General features: G+C 35.6%; 19 protein-coding genes. 4 read left to right on the top strand and 15 right to left on the bottom strand.

Annotated features, from left to right (window positions below; genetic code table 11):
* Positions 1 to 20: 20 nt before the first annotated feature.
* The 5 genes from BCR24_RS02975 to BCR24_RS02955 all read right to left on the bottom strand — a co-directional run bounded on the left by BCR24_RS02975 (position 21) and on the right by BCR24_RS02955 (position 4,355).
* Positions 21 to 725: a CpsD/CapB family tyrosine-protein kinase gene (locus tag BCR24_RS02975; protein WP_069639080.1), complete on the bottom strand. Its 705-nt coding sequence runs from the start codon at positions 723 to 725 to the stop codon at positions 21 to 23.
* A gap of 11 nt (positions 726 to 736) precedes the next feature.
* Positions 737 to 1,576: a YveK family protein gene (locus BCR24_RS02970; protein WP_069639079.1), complete on the bottom strand. Its 840-nt coding sequence runs from the start codon at positions 1,574 to 1,576 to the stop codon at positions 737 to 739.
* A gap of 141 nt (positions 1,577 to 1,717) precedes the next feature.
* Complete coding sequence (locus BCR24_RS02965; protein WP_069639078.1) at positions 1,718 to 2,560, bottom strand: hypothetical protein; 843 nt, start codon at positions 2,558 to 2,560, stop codon at positions 1,718 to 1,720.
* A gap of 84 nt (positions 2,561 to 2,644) precedes the next feature.
* Positions 2,645 to 3,619, bottom strand: a complete 975-nt coding sequence (gene dapF / locus BCR24_RS02960; protein WP_069639077.1) for a diaminopimelate epimerase — start codon at positions 3,617 to 3,619, stop codon at positions 2,645 to 2,647.
* A 127-nt stretch (positions 3,620 to 3,746) separates the two neighbouring features.
* On the bottom strand, positions 3,747 to 4,355 hold the full coding sequence (locus tag BCR24_RS02955) for a superoxide dismutase (protein WP_069639076.1): 609 nt from the start codon (positions 4,353 to 4,355) through the stop codon (positions 3,747 to 3,749).
* Positions 4,356 to 4,522: 167 nt separating this feature from the next.
* On the opposite strand from BCR24_RS02955, the gene BCR24_RS02950 reads away from it, so the two are divergent.
* From BCR24_RS02950 to BCR24_RS02940, 3 genes are all read left to right on the top strand, one after another.
* Entirely contained in the window at positions 4,523 to 5,335 is an 813-nt protein-coding gene (locus tag BCR24_RS02950; RefSeq protein WP_069639075.1) for a DUF1189 domain-containing protein, read from the top strand.
* A 140-nt stretch (positions 5,336 to 5,475) separates the two neighbouring features.
* Positions 5,476 to 6,567 carry a flavodoxin-dependent (E)-4-hydroxy-3-methylbut-2-enyl-diphosphate synthase gene (gene ispG, locus BCR24_RS02945; RefSeq protein WP_069639074.1) on the top strand — a complete coding sequence of 364 codons (1,092 nt, stop codon included), beginning with the start codon at positions 5,476 to 5,478 and terminating at the stop codon, positions 6,565 to 6,567.
* Between the two features lie 99 nt (positions 6,568 to 6,666).
* Positions 6,667 to 7,629, top strand: coding sequence for a phosphoglycerate dehydrogenase (locus tag BCR24_RS02940; RefSeq protein ID WP_069639073.1), 963 nt, complete (start codon positions 6,667 to 6,669; stop codon positions 7,627 to 7,629).
* A 52-nt stretch (positions 7,630 to 7,681) separates the two neighbouring features.
* Here BCR24_RS02940 and BCR24_RS02935 read toward each other — a convergent pair whose 3' ends face one another.
* Positions 7,682 to 8,620, bottom strand: a complete 939-nt coding sequence (locus BCR24_RS02935; RefSeq protein WP_069639111.1) for a glycosyltransferase family 2 protein — start codon at positions 8,618 to 8,620, stop codon at positions 7,682 to 7,684.
* Positions 8,621 to 9,014: 394 nt separating this feature from the next.
* Here BCR24_RS02935 and BCR24_RS02930 point away from each other — a divergent pair, with 394 nt between their 5' ends.
* Complete coding sequence (locus tag BCR24_RS02930) at positions 9,015 to 10,502, top strand: helix-turn-helix domain-containing protein (RefSeq protein ID WP_069639072.1); 1,488 nt, start codon at positions 9,015 to 9,017, stop codon at positions 10,500 to 10,502.
* A gap of 99 nt (positions 10,503 to 10,601) precedes the next feature.
* On the opposite strand, the gene BCR24_RS02925 is transcribed toward BCR24_RS02930, so the two are convergent.
* The 9 genes from BCR24_RS02925 to BCR24_RS02885 all read right to left on the bottom strand — a co-directional run bounded on the left by BCR24_RS02925 (position 10,602) and on the right by BCR24_RS02885 (position 19,135).
* Entirely contained in the window at positions 10,602 to 10,913 is a 312-nt protein-coding gene (locus BCR24_RS02925; RefSeq protein ID WP_069639071.1) for a HesB/YadR/YfhF family protein, read from the bottom strand.
* Between the two features lie 87 nt (positions 10,914 to 11,000).
* Complete coding sequence (locus BCR24_RS02920) at positions 11,001 to 11,666, bottom strand: potassium channel family protein (protein WP_069639070.1); 666 nt, start codon at positions 11,664 to 11,666, stop codon at positions 11,001 to 11,003.
* A 182-nt stretch (positions 11,667 to 11,848) separates the two neighbouring features.
* A complete protein-coding gene (locus BCR24_RS02915; protein WP_069639069.1) occupies positions 11,849 to 12,481 on the bottom strand; it encodes a response regulator in 633 nt (210 codons plus the stop codon).
* Complete coding sequence (locus BCR24_RS02910; protein ID WP_069639068.1) at positions 12,456 to 13,559, bottom strand: sensor histidine kinase; 1,104 nt, start codon at positions 13,557 to 13,559, stop codon at positions 12,456 to 12,458. Before BCR24_RS02910 ends, BCR24_RS02915 begins: the two co-directional genes overlap by 26 nt.
* A complete protein-coding gene (gene liaF, locus BCR24_RS02905; RefSeq protein ID WP_069639067.1) occupies positions 13,556 to 14,287 on the bottom strand; it encodes a cell wall-active antibiotics response protein LiaF in 732 nt (243 codons plus the stop codon). The genes BCR24_RS02910 and liaF overlap by 4 nt, the downstream gene beginning before the upstream one ends.
* 197 nt (positions 14,288 to 14,484) lie before the next feature.
* A complete protein-coding gene (greA, locus tag BCR24_RS02900) occupies positions 14,485 to 14,958 on the bottom strand; it encodes a transcription elongation factor GreA (RefSeq protein ID WP_069639066.1) in 474 nt (157 codons plus the stop codon).
* A 261-nt stretch (positions 14,959 to 15,219) separates the two neighbouring features.
* On the bottom strand, positions 15,220 to 16,662 hold the full coding sequence (gene mltG, locus BCR24_RS02895) for an endolytic transglycosylase MltG (RefSeq protein WP_069639065.1): 1,443 nt from the start codon (positions 16,660 to 16,662) through the stop codon (positions 15,220 to 15,222).
* A gap of 172 nt (positions 16,663 to 16,834) precedes the next feature.
* Complete coding sequence (gene nox, locus BCR24_RS02890; RefSeq protein WP_069639064.1) at positions 16,835 to 18,172, bottom strand: H2O-forming NADH oxidase; 1,338 nt, start codon at positions 18,170 to 18,172, stop codon at positions 16,835 to 16,837.
* A 309-nt stretch (positions 18,173 to 18,481) separates the two neighbouring features.
* Positions 18,482 to 19,135, bottom strand: a complete 654-nt coding sequence (locus BCR24_RS02885) for an HAD family hydrolase (protein WP_069639063.1) — start codon at positions 19,133 to 19,135, stop codon at positions 18,482 to 18,484.
* Between the last annotated feature and the right edge of the window lie 16 nt (positions 19,136 to 19,151).

Genomic DNA, 19,151 nt, shown 5'->3' with positions numbered 1-19,151 from the left:
TTTCCCCTCTCTATTCTTTTTTATGATCCATAATAATATCCTTGATCTTCTATACTTTTCGACCCATTGTAAACAACCCCTAGGATATTTGCATCCACCAACTCTAGTAGGCTTTTCGCTTTCAGCAAAGAGTCTCTCTTTGAAACATTTTCACGGACCACTAGAATCGTACCGTCTGATTTTGATGAAACGATTTGTGCATCTGTCACCGCAACAACAGGCGGCATATCAAAAATAACCAAATCATATTGATGCTTTAACTCCTGAAGCAATTCTTGCATTCTTCTAGAATCTAATAATTCTGAAGGATTAGGTGGTTTCGGGCCACTTGCCATCAAAAATAAATTATCAACTCCGGAAGGTTGCACCACTTGATGTAACATCGTTTCACGGCTACCTAATAACGTACTCAATCCACGTGCATTATCTAAAGTAAATGTTTTGGCTACTGTAGGCTTGCGCATGTCCGCATCCACTAGTAAGACACGTTTACCAGAATTTGCAAATACAATCGCTAAATTTGCAGATGTAGTGGATTTTCCTTCACTTGGGCCAGAAGAAGTAATAACCAAGGTCTTTAAGTCTCTATCTACCATAGCGTACTGAATATTGGTTCGAATCGTTCGATATTGTTCTGAAATAGGGGAAGATTTATCAGCTAAAGTAATTAAACTTACAGCTTTTGTTTTCTGTTTTTTTTGCGCTCTTATTATATTTTTTGTCATTCTATACTCCTTTAAACTCGTGGACGACTTCTACGCACTGGTGGCGTAGAATTATCAGGCTTACTATTTTCTTTTGTTGTGGTAGGTTTAGGTACGTCTCTAGCCGGCCCTCTAGGATCATTCACAAATGAATCAGACACCGATGGATTACGTACTACTTTTGCATTTAGTTCCTTGGCTGTCATATTAGGTACGACACCTAATATCGTAAAGCCAAGCTCATCTTCTACAAAACTATCATCTTTGATTGTTTTATCAAATAATTCTAAAATGAAAGCTACAACTATTCCGAACATAATTCCTAAAGCCAAACCAATCATTAGATTTATTTTGTCGTTTGGTGAGACTTGATTCACATTTGCAGTTGCCGCAGATATAATCGTGATCTTGTCTACATTCAGCATATCTTTTGCTTGTTCTTGGAAAACCAAAGCAGTCTGATTGGCAATATTTTGTGCTACAAGTGGATCCGTTACTTTGGAAACGATTGAAAACATTTGAGAATTTTGTGATTGATTTACTGAGATACTTTCACCCAAAGCTTCAACAGTTAAATCATTATCATGCTCCGTTTTCATTCTTTGCTGTACTTCGGTCATTACCGTATCACTTTTGATCAAATCCTTATAGGTGTTGATCATCTGTAAATTTCCATTGATATCATTAACGTTGGTTGTTTCATTTTGCGGTAACCGCACGATCAATTGCGCCTGAGAACTGTATTTAGGAGTGATTACAAAATATGTTAATATTCCAGCGGCACCTAACCCTAAAAACATACTGACGATGATTAGACCGATACGTTTTTTTAATACTCCGATTAATTCTTGTAAACTGATTGTCTCTTCCATTTTTTCCTCCAATTAACTACTTACAAATAATTATAGATTTTAGCTGAAGCAACTACAAGGTTATTTGTACAGAATAGCTATCAATTATTTCAATATTTATTGAAATAATTGATAGAGTTCATTCTAACAAGCCAAAAAGCTTTATCCTAGAGGTTCTTCACTAGGCAGGATTTCTTCTTGATTTACTATTACTTCACCCATCGCTTGCTTTTCTAGAAGGTTGTCAATTACATCCATTTTATCAACTAACTCTTTTTTCAATGTTTCATTTTTGATCTGATCTAACTGATTAAAAATAAGAATAAAATTATCCATAGTTACACTATCAGACAATACTCCATCTTTGCTCATAGCAGTAATTTCTTGTTTTAAATCAGAATAGTATTTGACTTGAGTATCCATTTCAGTTAAAAATGCAATGATGGCGTTATTCCACTCATTTTCAGAATCAGCGATTTTACTACGAAGTTTAGAAATAGCTGTAACTGACGCCAGCTCGTTGATGATGATATCTATAGTCTGAGCTGTCCAGTCGTTTGGCGCATGAACAAGTAATGCGGTTATTTGCTCTTGTATTTCTTTTTTATTCTTAAGATTCTTTATTTTAGTGGTCATTTCTTTTTTTCCTTGTGTTACTTCGACAGTATCTACAGAAAAATCATTACTTTTTAAATCGAAGTCTTTTGCTTCTGTTTTTAGAGAAAGGATTTCACGTTCCATTTCCTTTAATTTCTCCATATCAACAGGCTCTACTAAAAATTCTTCCTGATCATTTTGATAGAATTGAAGAATTTGTTTATTAAGTCTTTGTATTTTTACAGTTTCATTTTTTATCGTTGTTTTTGCATATTCGACTTTTCGTTGACGTTCTTTATTAGCATTTGATTGTAATCCTAAAAAACAAATACCAATTGAACTGATGATTACAATCAAATAGATGACCTTCATTACTGACTTACTACCAAACCTTCCACTTTTTATCACTACTACACTCCTTTAGGGATACCTTACTTTTAAATAACCAACTTTTGTATTTTGGACATACCAATCCTCATACTTATTGTGCCTCTATTTTATAGATGCTAAAAATGCCAAATAATCTGCTTGTTCAACAGTTTCCTTAACACTTATTTTATTGAAGTGACCTTCTAAAAAATCAGTCTGTAAACCAGATACCAAATGTGTAATTGTCGCGTTCCCTATCAATTCCATCCAATAGCCATCTGAATCATCTTCATGAACTACAGTTTTTACCATGCCACCAGTATTTTTAACAGTAATCGGTTCACTGAATTCTCCTTCGTTCAACAGGACATACATTAGACTGCTTGCACACATCGCAGTTCCACATGCGCTAGTGAATCCAACCCCACGTTCAAACGTGCGCACAAAGATTTCATTTTTTCCTAATATCTCAACAAAGCTCACATTGACTCCATCTGGAAATAGTGGGTTGACACCATTTACATATGCCGCGATTCGTTTAAACTCTTCTCCCATAAGAGTTTGACGGTCTACAAATGTGATTAAATGTGGATTAGGAACAGCTACTACTGAAAATCTCAGATCGTTAGACAATTCTGGGATCACTTCATCCATTATGGTATTATTTTCAGTCTGCATCGGAATCGCAGCTGCTTCAAAACGAACAGGTGAAATTTCTACTTGATAGGTAACTACTTGTTCCGCTAGATTAGGCGCCTTGCGTACTTTAAGGTCAGCAAACATAGTCTCCACAGTAAAGGAGCTTTTTTTATACTTTTCGGCTAAATACCTAGCTACAGTACGTAAACCGTTCCCGCACATACTGGCTTCACTACCATCGCGATTGATCACCCGCATCTTAGCGAGTGATTCACCATTTAGTACTTCTTCCACTAGCAATAAGCCATCAGCACCACCTAAAAGACCTGTCTCTCTATCACATAGACGAGTGCGTAAAGTGTCGATTTTCTTTTCCGTAAGGGGCTCATCCAACTGCGTTTCATCTATTAAAAAGAAATCATTTTCTGATCCATGAACTTTTTGCATAGTTATCTTCATTATAGTTCTCCCTTACTCTCCCTAATTTTATATTCCTAACTAATAGTATGCCACAAACAAAAAGAGGAAAACAGCATAATTTACTGTTTTCCTCAAAAAGTTTCTAAAAACTTTGTTTTGTTCTTAATTATTTAGCTGCTGCAAAGCGTTTATTCACTTCATCCCAGTTTACTACGTTCCAAAATGCATCAATGTATTCTGGACGTACATTTTTGTAATTTAAATAGTAAGCATGTTCCCAAACGTCTAAACCTAAAACTGGTGTTTTACCATCCATTAAAGGTGAGTCTTGGTTTGCAGTTGAAGTAATTTCTAGCTTACCGTTATTCAAAACTAACCATGCCCAACCTGAACCAAAGCGTCCAGTTGCAGCTGTTTTAAATTCTTCTTTTAATTTATCAAAACTACCAAATGCGGCGTCAATAGCCTCCTTGATGTCGCCTGTTGGCGCACCACCAGCATTTGGTGCCATGATTTCCCAGAAGAATGAGTGATTGGCATGTCCGCCACCATTATTACGTACTGCTGTATGAATATCTTCAGGAATGCTATCCATATCAGCAATCAATTCTTCTACTGATTTAGTCCCTAATTCAGGATGCTTTTCGATTGCAGCATTTAAATTCGTCACATAAGTGTTATGGTGTTTGTCATGGTGTAAATGCATTGTTTCCACATCGATGTGAGGTTCTAATGCATCATAAGCATAAGGTAAATCTGGTAAAGTGTAAGTCATAAAAAATCCCTCCATTAATTAAGTATAAAGTTTCATACATTTATAGCATAACAGATTTTATGGCAACCTTCAAAGTAATTGCTTACAAAGTTTGATATAAACTTGTTTTTCCTTGATATCTCCTTTAAAATGACGTGTATACTCAATTTCAAGTCAGGAGAGAAATCATGAATTCATTTACGCTTTTTAAACACTCGTTATTTAGATTAACTGATCTCAATCAGGCAAAAAAAATGCCTTTTTGGAAAGTTATTTTATATGTTTTTTTTCTAAGTATCATTCTTGCCTTGCCAATAACAAAGCAAATATTTTCTATTATGAACGACATTAAGAGTGATGGACAAGAAATCGCTACAAAACTACCTGATTTCAACATTACAGATGGAAAATTTCAAACTTCTCAAGAAGCTGAAGGTTTCATCTATCAGACAAACTCAATCATTTTTACATTTGATCCAGATGGAAAACGCACTCTTAATGATGTGGCAGCTGATTCCGTAGGAAGCGCTGTTGGTCTAGGTTTTTTGAAAGATGAATTTGTTGTAGCTTTGCCTAATTCAGGTGCTGCCGATGCGTTGTTAGGCGCTAATCAATTTGAAGTCCCCTATTCTAAAGGAACTTTAGACGGCTTGAATAGTAAAGAGTTGAAACTAGCTTTAGATAAGGCAAATGTCCCTTTTTGGATAAAGTTAATTGTCTTTATTGTTACGTTGTATCCCACTTTCATCAACTTGGTCATCAACTTACTTATGATAACTATCGGTGCCAATCTTTATAGTAAGATCCGTTTGTATAAATTACGTTTTTTAGATTGTTTAAAAATCGCAACTTATTGTGCGACACTGCCTGTGATCATCAGTAGTATTCTTCATTTTCTCACTCGCTCATTTGATGACAGTTTCCTAATCGTCTTCACTTCATTACTGATCTTCTTTTTTGCTATTCGTAATGAGGAACGGCGAGAAACACCTTTAGTTTAACTTATAAAAACAAATGAATTGAATCTTAAACATTTCTTACATAATTTGGCTTATAATTATGTAAGAAACTGGAACATAAATGATACTTATTTAGAAATGTCTTATAAAATAAATGCATAGTAATAGGGAGAGAATTAATTATGGGAGAATTGACCCATCGTAAAAATACTCGTCAGGTTAAGATTGGCGATTTAACGATTGGCGGAAGTGATGAGTTGTTTATTCAAAGTATGTGTACCACAAAAACACATGATATCGATGGCACTGTAGCTCAAATCAAACGCTTAGAAGAAGCTGGTTGTCAAATCGTCCGTGTGGCAGTCCCTGATGAGGCAGCAGCAGAAGCTTTAGGTGCTATCAAACGTCAGATTTCGATTCCTTTAGTTGCTGACATCCATTTTGATTATCGTTTAGCACTAAAAGCTATCGAACAAGGCGTAGACAAAATCCGAATCAATCCAGGAAATATTGGTCGTAAAGATCGTGTAGAAAAAGTCGTCACAGCCTGTAAGGCCAAAGGAATTCCAATCCGAATCGGTGTCAATGCTGGTTCATTAGAGAAAAAATTCTTGCAAAAATACGGGTATCCAACTGCAGAAGCCATGGTAGCCAGTGCTGTTGAACATATCGAGATACTTGAAGAGTTAGATTTTTACGATATTATTGTTTCATTGAAGGCAAGTGATGTTAACTTAGCAGTCGAAGCTTATACTCTAGCAGCACAAACGTTCGATTATCCGCTACATTTAGGCATTACAGAAGCTGGAACAAAATTTTCTGGCGGTATAAAATCAGCTGCTGGTCTTGGGGCATTGTTATCACGAGGTATTGGAAATACTTGTCGAGTGTCATTATCAGCCGATCCTGTCGAAGAAATCAAAGTCGCCAAAGAAGTTTTAAAAGCTTTTGGTTTGGCAAGTAATGCTGCGACATTAATTTCTTGTCCAACTTGTGGACGGATCGAAATCGATTTAATCCCAATCGCTAATGAAATTGAAGAATATATCGAAACCATCAAAGCACCCATCAAAGTAGCGGTTTTAGGTTGTGCTGTTAATGGACCTGGTGAAGCGCGGGAAGCTGATATCGGGATTGCTGGTGGAAACGGTAAGGGAATGCTTTTCAAAAAGGGGAAAATCATCCGAACTGTTCCAGAAGAAATCATGGTCGATGAATTGAAGAAAGAAGTCGATATTCTTGCTGCGGCTTATGCTCGCGGAGAAAAAATATAATCCAAAACCAAAAAAGAGTGGAATGATGTGATTATCAGTTCACTCTTTTTTGGTTTTGGATACTTTTTTGTTACAATAAAGTAGCGAGGAGGAATCAACATGGGACAACCAATAATTTATCTGTATGAACAATTGAAAGAAGAGCAAGTTGAAACAATCAAGCGAGCTGCTCCTGCGTATACTATTATCGATGCTCAAAAAGAAACAACTCAAATGATAGAGGACGATATCCAGATTATGCTTGGCTGGGACAAAGAATTAGGTCAACGTTTGTTAGCTTCTGAATCAAGTCGACTACAATGGGTCCAAGCTATTTCAGCTGGTGTAGACTCTTACGATTTGAAGCGTTTCGCTGATAAAAAAATCTTGCTTTCTAATGCTAGCGGCATTCACAGCGTATCTATATCAGAACATGTTTTAGGGACATTATTGACTGAATTCCGTGGGATTCGAGCCAGTATCAATAACCAATCGAAAAATGAGTGGACAAGAGAAAATATCACTTATCAGCAACTTTCTGAGCAAAAAATGTTGATCGTTGGAACGGGACATATCGGACAACAGCTTGCTGTTTTCTCACAAGGACTAGGAATCCAAACTTATGGCGTAAATACATCTGGTCATGCAACAAATGGTTTTATTGAATGTTACTCACATAAAAATATCAGTCGGATTGTCAATGAAATGGATATTGTTGTAAATATTCTCCCTTTGACCGATGATACTTATCAGATGTATAACGAAAGATTGTTTCTTGCAATGAAGCCTGGAACCGCTTTTGTCAATGTTGGGCGAGGACCTTCTGTCAATACAAATGATTTGATTGATGCATTGAATACGGGTCATCTACGTTTTGCGGCTTTGGATGTTTTTGAAGAGGAACCGTTACCTAGTGACAGCCCATTATGGCACATGGATAATGTCTTGATCACTCCTCATATTTCTGGGTTAACCCCTAAATTTAAAACAAAACTATCACTAATATTTATGCAAAACCTCAAACAATTTCTAAAAGATCATACACTAGTAAAAAATGAAATATCCTTGCATCAAGGCTATTGATCAAAAAAACACTGATTCAACGCTCACTCTAATGCGCTGAATCAGTGTTTTTTTATAATTTCCGATCCTTTTCTGTTTCTTTTACCAGATAAATCGGCCGTTTTTTTGTCTCTAAGAAAATTTTCCCAATATATTTCCCAATGATCCCCAGACAAAGTAACTGCAATCCCCCAACAAATAAAAAAATACAAACCATCGACGGCCAACCACTTGTCGGATCTCCTTTAATGATTGTTCTGAAGAAAATCACAAACATTGTTATCACTGAACCCACACATGAAAAAGCCCCAATATAAGAAGCAAGATTTAATGGTGCTTCTGAGAAATTAACGATTCCATCGATCGAATAACTTAGTAAACTCCAAAAAGACCAAGACGTAGCTCCAGCTACTCGTTCGCGGTTCTCATAGGAAAGATATTCTGTATTAAAGCCAACCCAACTAAAAATGCCTTTTGAAAAACGATTGTACTCAGTTAATTCTAAAATCGCATCTACCATTTGGCGTGTCATCAAACGAAAATCACGTGCGCCATCAACCATCTCAGTTTCTCCAATTTTATTGACTAAACGATAAAACATTTTCGCAAAAAAACTACGAATAGGCGGTTCACCGGCACGATCTCCCCGTCTGGTACCCACACAATCCAGTTCTTGATTCGTTTCCAGCATTTGGATCATCTGAGGTAATAGCTCTGGCGGATCCTGTAAATCTACATCCATGACAGTTACCAAGCTTCCATTTGCTTCCTTAAGCCCTGCATACAACCCAGCTTCTTTCCCAAAGTTTCTGGAAAAAGAAAGATAACGTACTTTTTCAGGATGCTCTTTATATAATTTTCTAAGTGCACTTAAGGTATGGTCAGTCGATCCATCATTAATAAATATGTATTCTATATCCTGTTGTATTTCCGAACTCACTTTTTCCACTTCATCAAAAAACAATGGAATTGACTCCTCTTCATTGTAACAAGGAACAATAATCGATAGCATAAAATTTCCTCCAAAAAAGTATTCTTTTTTGATTATAGCATACATTCTTAACTGAATAATAATAAAATTATGTATAAACGTATCCACCATAATGTAAGGGGGAAGCCTCCTATAAAATATAGAAAAAAACAAATTTCAACTATATAAATAACACATATTTTTTAATTATATATAAATTAAAAAATATAAATTCCAATAGATGCAACAATACAAACTACAAATAAAATATTAATGTAACTTTAAATAATTATTAGATTTCTAATTTATAATTGAAATCCCTAGATTAAATGGTTATTATAAAGAGAATTAATTTTTATGCTCTATTTATCTTTGTAAAACTAATCATTAGAAATTGCAATAACTTTTAAACAAAATCACTAAAAGGAGACTAAATATGCTAGAAGACATTTTATTAGATGATGTTGCCCAACGCAAGATCAGTGTTTTTAATCAACTATTAGCTACAGCAGATGGTACATATAGCATTCATTATTTTGAACAGTTCACAGATTTTTCTTATGCTCGTTTAATTTCTTTGTTTGCTGAGATACATGAGGATCTCATGGAGAAACAAAACCTTGAATTATTGAACGATCAAGGAAAGGTACATATTGATTTATCCAAGCTGCGAGATATTCCATACGCTCAATTTTTATTTCGTAAAAGCTTACCTTATAAGTTTTTACTTGCGACAATTTTGGAAAATAATTATACGATTGAACACTTTTGCAGAGATCATTTTATTAGTCGGGCTTCGATTATTCGAAGACTGCAACCATTGATTAATTATTTAAAAGATTTCGATATTCAGTTGAATTGTTCCAAACTCCAACTTACAGGGAAAGAAAACTTGATTCGCATTGTTTATCTAAACTTTTTTTGGATCGCATCATGCGGGGAAGATCTTTTTTTAGCGTTAGATGAAACAAAAAGAGGGGTTGAGCTGTTTGATTCACATGACCATCAATGGATGACTTATGCTGAACCAAGAGAATGGTATCTACTAACAACAATTTCTCAATTACGAATCAAAAAGAAACACTTCATTATCGAGCCTCCCTTCAAACAATTAACTTTTCCAAAAGTAAATATGTCTTTTATTAAAAAGCTGGAACAATCGAAGATCCCTCAGCAATTCATAGAAAGAGAAGCTACTTTTCTTTCCTTTATGATGTTCTATTGGAGCATTTATTTTTACGCAGACGATCCTAGGCTAAGCTATGTAAAAGAGTATATGAGAAGTGACCAGCAGCCTTTAGGAAATTTGATTGAACGCTTTGAAGGCTTTTATCAGTCTTTATTTTCTGAGAAAAAATTATCTAATGACATAAAAGAATTACTAAATGCCAATCTCTTTACTACTTGTCTCAATCACTTTGTATTGAAAGATTCACTCCCACTGGCCATTAACTTTATGGAGAAATGTATCAAAGAGCAAAATCCGTTGTATCAACCACTTTCAGTAAAAGTCCGATCATTCTTGGCTGAGATCATTTTACTCCCAGAATTCGCTTGGATAAAGAATTGTTTGGAAGATTTAGTTTATATTTGTTCTTATTTACTCCTTCCTTTTTATGAAAGAAATAATCCTAAATATCAGTTGAATGTAGGAATTATTTTGTCGCCGAATGCTATATTCTTGAAACCTCTTTTTGATTTTTTAGAGCATCTTTCATTTGTCACCGTTTCTTTTGTCTCCTCAACATCTGACGATGATTATGATTTCTACATAGCAGCATCAAAACTATTGCTGCCAGAAAAAATCAAGCAAACTGATAATTTCCAAGTCATTCCATTATCACATGCCCTTGATTATCAAGCGAATCTTATCGATACGTTACATAAAAAATATACAGAAAAATCGACTTCATTATCTAGTTAAAAAACGAGCCTTGGACAAAACTAGTTGCTAGTTATGTCTAAGGCTCTTTACTATAAAAGAAACTATTGAAAATTTACTTCATCCAGCTAAGCTGATTTTTTATTGTTTCAAATCTTCTTTATTTTCAGCGAAGTTGTATTTCGGTTCATCTTTGTCTTCATCATAATCCACTAATAAATCATACCCTTTAAAAAACCAATCATCCGTTTCTTCAATAAAATAAGTAATGCCTTCAATCTCTTCTTTGACTAGTGGTTGATCTGGCGCTTCTACTGACATGGCTATAGAAAACCCTTCATGGACATCTGTCTTACCGTAAATTTTACCGTAAAAACGAATACCACTATCCGAGGTAACACCGACTTCCTCTTTGAACCATTGTTGCGCACGCGGCGTAATTGTTAATTTCATCTGCAATTTCCTCCTAACATGAAAGCTAGTTATCACTCTTGTTATTTTAGCACAGAGTTTGTCTTTCAGAGAATAAAGTGCTTGACCTTACTCATTCATCTTTTCATCCAGCAAATCAACATCGTCTGTTTCGCCAACTACCAATAGGTTATCATTTTCTCGTACCATCTCTTCAGCTGCTGGCGAGGCAATTACTTCTGATTTTGAGCGGCGGATGGCCACTACGGTCAAGCCAAAGCGTTGACGAAAATTCAAGTCCCCCAGTGTTTTGCCATAAAATTTAGGGTTTGATACGCGAACCTCTGCTAATGATACTTCATTTGATAGTTCGATATAGTCTAAAATATTTCGAGAAACTAATTTATGTGCTACTCTGATGCCCATGTCTCTTTCAGGATGAACAACCAAGTCAGCTCCAATCTTTTCTAATACTCTGGCATGGTACTCATTCACGGCTTTAGCTAAAACGTTTGGAACACCCATTTCCTTTACCATCAAAGTGACTAAAATACTCGCTTGAATATCTTCACCGATTGCAACAACGACATGATCGAAGTTACGAATTCCTAAAGAACGCAATGTTGCTTCGTCTTGCGCATTTGCTACAACTGCGTGGGTTGCTATATTCATGTATTCATTTACTCGGTCTTCATTACTATCAATCGCCAAAACTTCTTGACCTGACTCGATCAACGTTTGACAAATGCTGCCGCCAAATCTTCCTAGACCAATAATTGCAAAATTTTGCTTCATGTTTATTTCTCCTAGCATTAGATTTAGTTTAAGTATAACAAACAGATAGCTAATTGAACAGAAACAGTAAATCATTCCGTGTTGTACGTACTATTTCTACTTTATTTGTTACTGCTGAGTACTTATTTTACTACTAAAAAAAGTGAACAAGATTGCCTTATTCACCCGTAGTTGTCTATTTTTTATTTTGCTAAACCGTGCTGAAATGCATAGATTGCCGCTTGTGTACGATCTTCAACATCTAGTTTTGCTAAGATATTCGAGACATGTGTTTTAACTGTTTTTAGCGTAATAAATAACTCATCTGCAATTTCCTGATTACTACGACCTTTGGCAATCAACATTAAAATTTCATGCTCACGATTCGTCAAATCCTCATGTAAAACTGGCTCTTGCTTTTTCGTTAAGCGTTCCATCATTTTAGTCGTTACTTCTGGTTCTAACACACGTTCACCTCTAGCAATAGCACGTATGGCATTGGCAATTTCATGTGCCGTAGAGGTCTTCAATAGGTAGCCCGCAGCACCAGCTTCAATGGCTGGATAGACTTTTTCATCATCAATAAAACTAGTCACAATAATGATACGGGCTTGGGGCCAATCTTTTAAAATTGCTTTTGTTGATTCGATCCCATCCATCACATCCATGACTAAATCCATTAAAATCACATCTGGTCGTAATTCGAGGGCTTTTTCATAACCGATCTGACCATTTTCCGCTTCTCCAACGACTTCAATATCTTCTTGAATCGACAAATATGAGGATACTCCTAATCGCACCATTTCATGGTCATCCACTAACATTACTTTGATCACTTATCATTTCCTCCTTTATTACAGGCACTTTGATCTCAACACTTGTCCCTTGTCCTTTAAAACTGATGATCTTCACGATACCGCCCATACCTGCTACACGTTCGCGAATATTTTTCAAGCCATAACTTCCAGCCTTATTATCATTTTCACTCATATCAAAACCGACACCATCATCGACTAAACGCAACAGAACATTTTTGTCTACTTGATGAAGATATACCTCAAGTTCTTTTGCTTTTGCATGACGAAGCGTGTTGGATAATAGTTCTTGTACGATTCGGAATAAATGATCCTCGATACTATTATTTAAATGAACATCCTCAACATCCCAAGTCAATTCGATTTTGATTTTCGTTTGTAATTCTTTTAATAATTGTTCAATTCCCTTACGTAAACTCTTACCTTCTAAGCTCACAGGACGTAAATGAAGCAGCAAAGCACGCATCTCAGATTGAGAGGCGTTGATAATATCGGTTACAGTTACCAATTGTTTACGGAACATCTCTAGCGTATCACTACGTTGGGCTTGTTCATTCAAAGCAGATAACATCATCATCGCAGCAAATAACTGCTGACTGACAGAATCATGAAGTTCTCTAGCTAGACGATGACGTTCCGCTTCTAAGATTTCCTCTTTTGTCTCTCCATCCATGATTTGTGGACGACTATTCAATAATTGCAATTCTTTTGACATTTCCAATAATTTCGTTCGAATTTTGAAAATATCATGATCGACTTCGCCGATGTATTGATCATTGCTCGCATGTGGTACGCTTTTAGTAATGACAGGATTTTCGTAACTGCCTCGAGCTAACAAACGAAGTTTTTCTTCAATTCTACCATATTGTGCTTTTTGTACAATAGATACGAGTAGAAATGTTGATAATCCCACTAACAGTGAGATCAAGAGCATATGGAAAATCAAAGGAATATAAAATACTTTCCTTTGAAGTAATTCCAACATCCAATTTTTTTGTTTGATTGAATGAAAATAAGAGAACAGAGTGAGTAGAACGACAATAAACGTACTACATGCGGCATATAGTGAAAGCATCTGTCTGGATATCTTCCCCATCATACGCGGATCACCTCTAAATCTCCGACTAATGTATTGGTGATGATCTTTAGGCGGCGATTATTTGTGTCATAATCATGGCTATAGAGTTTTAATGATTCATTTTTTAAATGATATTTTTCTTCTTCAAAATTAACATTTCCATAAAATGTCGAATGTTCTAGCATAACTGCAACCCCAAGAGGAACTAAAATTCTAGTTCGGCCAAAGCCTTTGCGGATAATGATGATGCTATCATCTTTAGGTAATAAGGTATTGCCTAAGTCAACGATCGTATCCCCAGAAAGCACGTCTATATTGATATCATCCCATTCATAAACATTACTCCCGATACGTTCATTGGCAAACCAAGGACGCTTAAAGCGGCGACCGCTTTTAGGTTCGACATTCGTTGTTTCTACCATGATCATTTGTTTCTTTCGCCACGGAGCTCGTTGAGTAATATCAACTCCTGCGATTTCAACACCTTTTAGACCAATAAATAAAACACCAAAAACCAACATCAACCAAAATGCCGGGCTATTCATTACTCCTATCAAAATCAAAATGATCCCCAATACTAACTGGAAATTATTGAAATTACTGCGATGTACTTTTTTAAGTGCATAAACTGCACTCAAGATACCTAATACTAATACCACTACTAAACCTGGGTTATGTATAATTTGCCATAAGGCTAATATAAAAAGTAATGCTTCTACTACGATAAAAAAACGCCATGGGTTATTCATTATAATCCCCCTTCCTATGAAATTAGTATACCTTGATTCCCATGCTAATGTTAGTTGCTAAAGCCTCATTTTGCTATAGGACTTTAGCCCTAATTTTAAATACAGACAAGAGTCCCTCTATAATTTATTCAGGTTTAAAGGGCAAGTCAAAACTAATGATAGCTTTGGCTCGCCCTTTGTTCTTATTGATTGTTTTATTAACCGACTTTTGTAATTCTGACTTGCATATCTCCACCTGGAGTTGCAATAGCGACTTGATCGTTTAATCGTTTACCAATTAATGCTTGTGCAATTGGTGAATCATTTGAAATTTTACCTGAAAAAGGATCTGCTTCTGCGCTACCTACGATAGTATATTCTTCTTCATCGCCATCAGGTAATTCAATAAATGTTACAGTTTTCCCAATCGAAACTTCATCAGAATCGACGCCATTATTATCAATGATTTGTGCAAAACGAATCATATTTTCTAATGTAGTGATTTTTCCTTCCACAAATGCTTGTTCATCTTTAGCAGACTCGTACTCAGAGTTTTCTGATAAATCACCGAAACTTCTTGCAATTTTTATACGTTCAACGATTTCTTTTCGCTTAACTGTTTTTAGTTCTTCTAATTCTTGTTCTAATTTTTCTTTTCCTTCAAGTGTCATCGGAAATACTTTTTCTACCATGTTAATTTCTCCTTCTTAACTTACTACAATGTTTTATTTTTATCTTCATTGAAAAATTCCGCTTTCAATCCACAAAAGAGTACCACGCTTTAAGCAAATTGTAAATAATATTCACTTAATTTTTATAAATCTGCTAAACTTTTTTTAACAGATGATTCTTAAAGTATTTCTTTTGGATCATAATCCACCTATTCTATAGTAAAGCGAAACGAGCCGCCTAAATAATAGGTTGGCTCGTAATATAATACGCAAATTTATAAGCTATTCACTTTTTTCAGTATCAGTATTGTTCACATATTTATCTACAAACTCTTGATGTTCTTCATACGTTTCAGCAAAATAAACATTTCCAGTTGAGATATCTGCAACAAAATAGAGATAATTATTTGGTGCTGGATTTAAGACAGCGTTGATTGCTTGTTCACTAGGGCTATTGAAAGGTCCTGGACCATACCCTGTATTTTTATAAAGATTGTAGGGTGAATCGACTTCTAAATCCTTATATGTGACTAATTCTTTGTGTTCACCTAGAGCATATAAAATCGAAATATCAGATTGTAACGGCATATTCGCTGCTACGCGATTAAAGAAAACTTGGGCAATTTTCTTGCGGTCTTCTTCTTTCACCCCTTCTTTTTCTACTAATGATGCTAATGTCAAGACTTGTTGGACTGTCATCCCTTTTGCATGGACCATTGGAATAAAGGGCTCCATCACACTATTAGACTTAGCGATCATTTGTTCAACAAACTCTTCTAACTTAGACTCTTTATAGTAGTCATAGGTTGCTGGGAATAAGTAGCCTTCCAAACGATAACGGACATCTTTTGCTTCAGCTGCGCTTGCCAATAATTCCGGATATTTTTCCTTCATCGAATCAAAAAATGCTTGGTCTTTCATCAATTCAATAAATTGATTTTTCTTAAAATCGGTATTTTTTTCGATTGCCTCTCCGATTTTCTCAATATCAAAGCCTTCTGGAATTGTGACTTTGCCATCGGCAAGCTGGGTTGGTTCAGCTGTTCCGCCTTCTCTTAAAAGTGCACCGATATCATCTAATGTCATATCTGGCGACATTTGATAGTATCCAGCCTGAAAATCAGTTAGATTTTTAAACTTTGCATAATAGTTAAAAACTAAGCCACTTTTAATCACTTTGCTTTCTTCTAAAATATTCGCGATTTTCTTATTGGATGAATCTTCTGGAATATGCACTTGAACTAATTTTGAATTCTTCTTGTCTAGCGGCTGTAGACCTGCATCAACATACTTATAGAACGTGAATCCAAAAATTGCGATCACCAATATCAACACAGAGGCAACAATCAATACAATTCGGCTGACGATTCGATCTTCTTTCTTTCTAGTACGTTTATTCGATTCTTCATTTTTAGGACCTTGATGCTTTTCCAGTTCTGGTTTTGCAGCAAAATCTGGTTGTTCATTTTGTTTTGCATGATGTTCTGCACTACGAGAACCTACTGAATATATTTCTTCTGATGGTATTGATTCTTCCTGTTTATGAGACTGAACATGGTCTACTTGATTATATTCTGCTTCGTTATTGTGCGATAAGTTCTGAGCATTGTGTTCAGAAGAAGCTGAATCATCATTGCCTATTTCTTCTCCCCGCAAAGAACGCAAGACCTGATCTTTGAATGAAGACTTGGAATGATCTTGATTATTTTGGTTATCTTCTGCCAAAACAAATCCTCCTTACTTTCTTATGTATCTTCGTTAACTTTAACTATTATACATGAAAGCTTTTTAAATTTAAACTTTTTTAGAAAAAAGTCACCAACTTGTAAGATTTGCTTTTTCTCTCAAACGTTTAAAATAAGGCTAAGGACTTATGTCCCCAGCCTCTAAAACATGATTATTCAGCGCTAAGTGCCGCCATTGTAATATAGTTATAGGGTTGATTAAAGTGCGGCAAGAAGAAAATATCTAGTAATTTCAATTTATCGATCGTGACTTTTTCTTCGATTGCTAAGGAGAACATGTGAATTCCCATTGAGATATCTTCATAAGAAGCCATCTGAGCACCCACGATTCGACGAGACTCTTCTTCATATACGATTCTAATTTTTACGTTGTTGTTTTCTTTCATGAAGCCAGGTTTTTGTAAATCTTCAAATTCAGTATATTTTATTTTCAAGCCTAATTTTTCAGATTCTTGAACCGTTAATCCTGTAGAAACCATATGATAACCAAAAATTGAAATGCCGTTTGAGCCTTGAACACCGATGGATTCTAGTGGTGTCCCGCCAACATTATGTGCGGCAACGATTCCTGAACGAACAGCATTTGTCGCTAAAGCAATATACGTTGTTTGTTGTACAGCATTTGAGAAGATCGTTGAACAATCTCCTACTGCATAAACATCGGGATCACTTGTTTGTTGGTGTAGATCCACTAAGTAAGCACCATTAGCGAACAATTCCAAGTGGTCTTTCCCTAATCCGTTATTTGGCCTAAAACCAATTGCATTGATAACTAGATCGACAGCATATTCTCCTTTGTCTGTGACGATAGATTCAACTTTTTCAGTTCCTTTGTATTCTTTAGCTAATTCATTGTAATGAAGCTCGATGCCATTATCAGCTAGAACTTTATCCATATCATCTGTGAACCATTTGTCATAGTAGTTTGGTAGACATCTGTCCGCTGCATCGAATAGTAAAACTTTCTTACCACGCCGTTTCGCCGCTTCAGCAATCTCAACACCAATGTAGCCTGCGCCAATCACAGCAACTGTTTGAACTTCTTCTTTAGCCATAGCTGCATCCACAGTTTGACCGTCTTGGAAAAGTTTTAGAAATTCGACATTTTTCAGCTCTCTTCCAGGGATGTTAGGATTGATAGGTGCTGATCCTGTTGCTAAAATCAGTTTGTCATAGGTTTCTGTAAATTCTTCACCATTATGCTTTTTACAAAAAACGGTTTTTTGTTCAAAATCAATACGCTCTACTGTTGTTTCCATGTAAATTTTAGCACCTTTGGCTTCAAATGCTTCTTTGTTTGTATAAAATAAATTCTCGTAAGATTCAATTTGACGTCCTACCCATAGCGCTGTCCCACAACCTAAATAACTAAGGTTTGTATTACGGTCGATCATTACGACTTCTTGATCTGGATACGCATCCAACAATGTGTTTGCAGCAGCAATTCCTGCATGATTGGCACCGACAATAACTGTTTTTGTTTTACTCATAAGACTCTCCTTCATGTGATTTATTGAACTTAATTATAACCGAAGAAAGGGTTTTTTTTTATCAATTTATAAGCATTTCATTAAAATATTTGAGAATACCTCATCATTTTCACCAAATAATAAAAAAAGGCTTATTGTTTTATAATAGTTGAATATGTTTCTTTCATGGATTGATTAGACTTTACCCAGATTATCAAAGGAGTAATGAATAATTTTAAAAAAGAGCGTTTTGAGAATCAAACAGTAGCATGTTACAGAAAAATTGCTTCTGTCATACTGTTCATTTAGTCTCATAACGCTCTTTTGTCATTAATTGTTTATAATTATTTTCTCAATCTCTTTAGGGGTTTCAACAATATAATCAGCACCTGCAAGTTCCAACTCAGCTTGGTCACCGAAGCCATACAACACACCAATACTAGTTAGTCTATTCTCTTTAGCCCCAATTATATCGTGACTGCGATCACCAACCATCAGTGTCTCTTCAAAGTGAGTAATTGCAGACTTCTTTAGTGCATACTGAATAACATCTCCTTTTCTTGACCGTCCGCCATCCAAACTTGCGCCATAAATTCCATCGAAATAACTGCTTAAATCAAAATGAGTCAAAATTTGTTTAGCATAAATCTCTGGTTTAGATGTTGCAATATAAAGAGTGCAGCCAGCAGCTTTCAAGTTAATCAATAATTCAGAAATTCCTGCATATACGTGATTTTCATAGATTCCCTGTTTTTGATAATAGTCACGATAATACTCCACTGCCAAGCTCGCTTTTAGGTCATCGAAATGATAGAGTCGTTTAAATGAATCAGTTAATGGCGGACCAATAAACGAATATAATTCTTTTTGATCAGGTATCTTTACCTTCATTTTTTTTAAGGCATAAACGACAGAGTGCATAATTCCTTCACCAGAGTCCGTGATCGTGCCATCCAAATCAAATAAAATCGTTTTATAGCTCATACCAGGCTCACTTTCT

Origin of the sequence: Enterococcus ureilyticus, from assembly GCF_001730315.1 — a bacterium.
Lineage (GTDB): Bacteria > Bacillota > Bacilli > Lactobacillales > Enterococcaceae > Enterococcus_L > Enterococcus_L ureilyticus.
The sequence above is the reverse complement of the archived record's forward strand: the minus strand, read 5'-3'. Positions and strand labels throughout refer to the sequence as shown.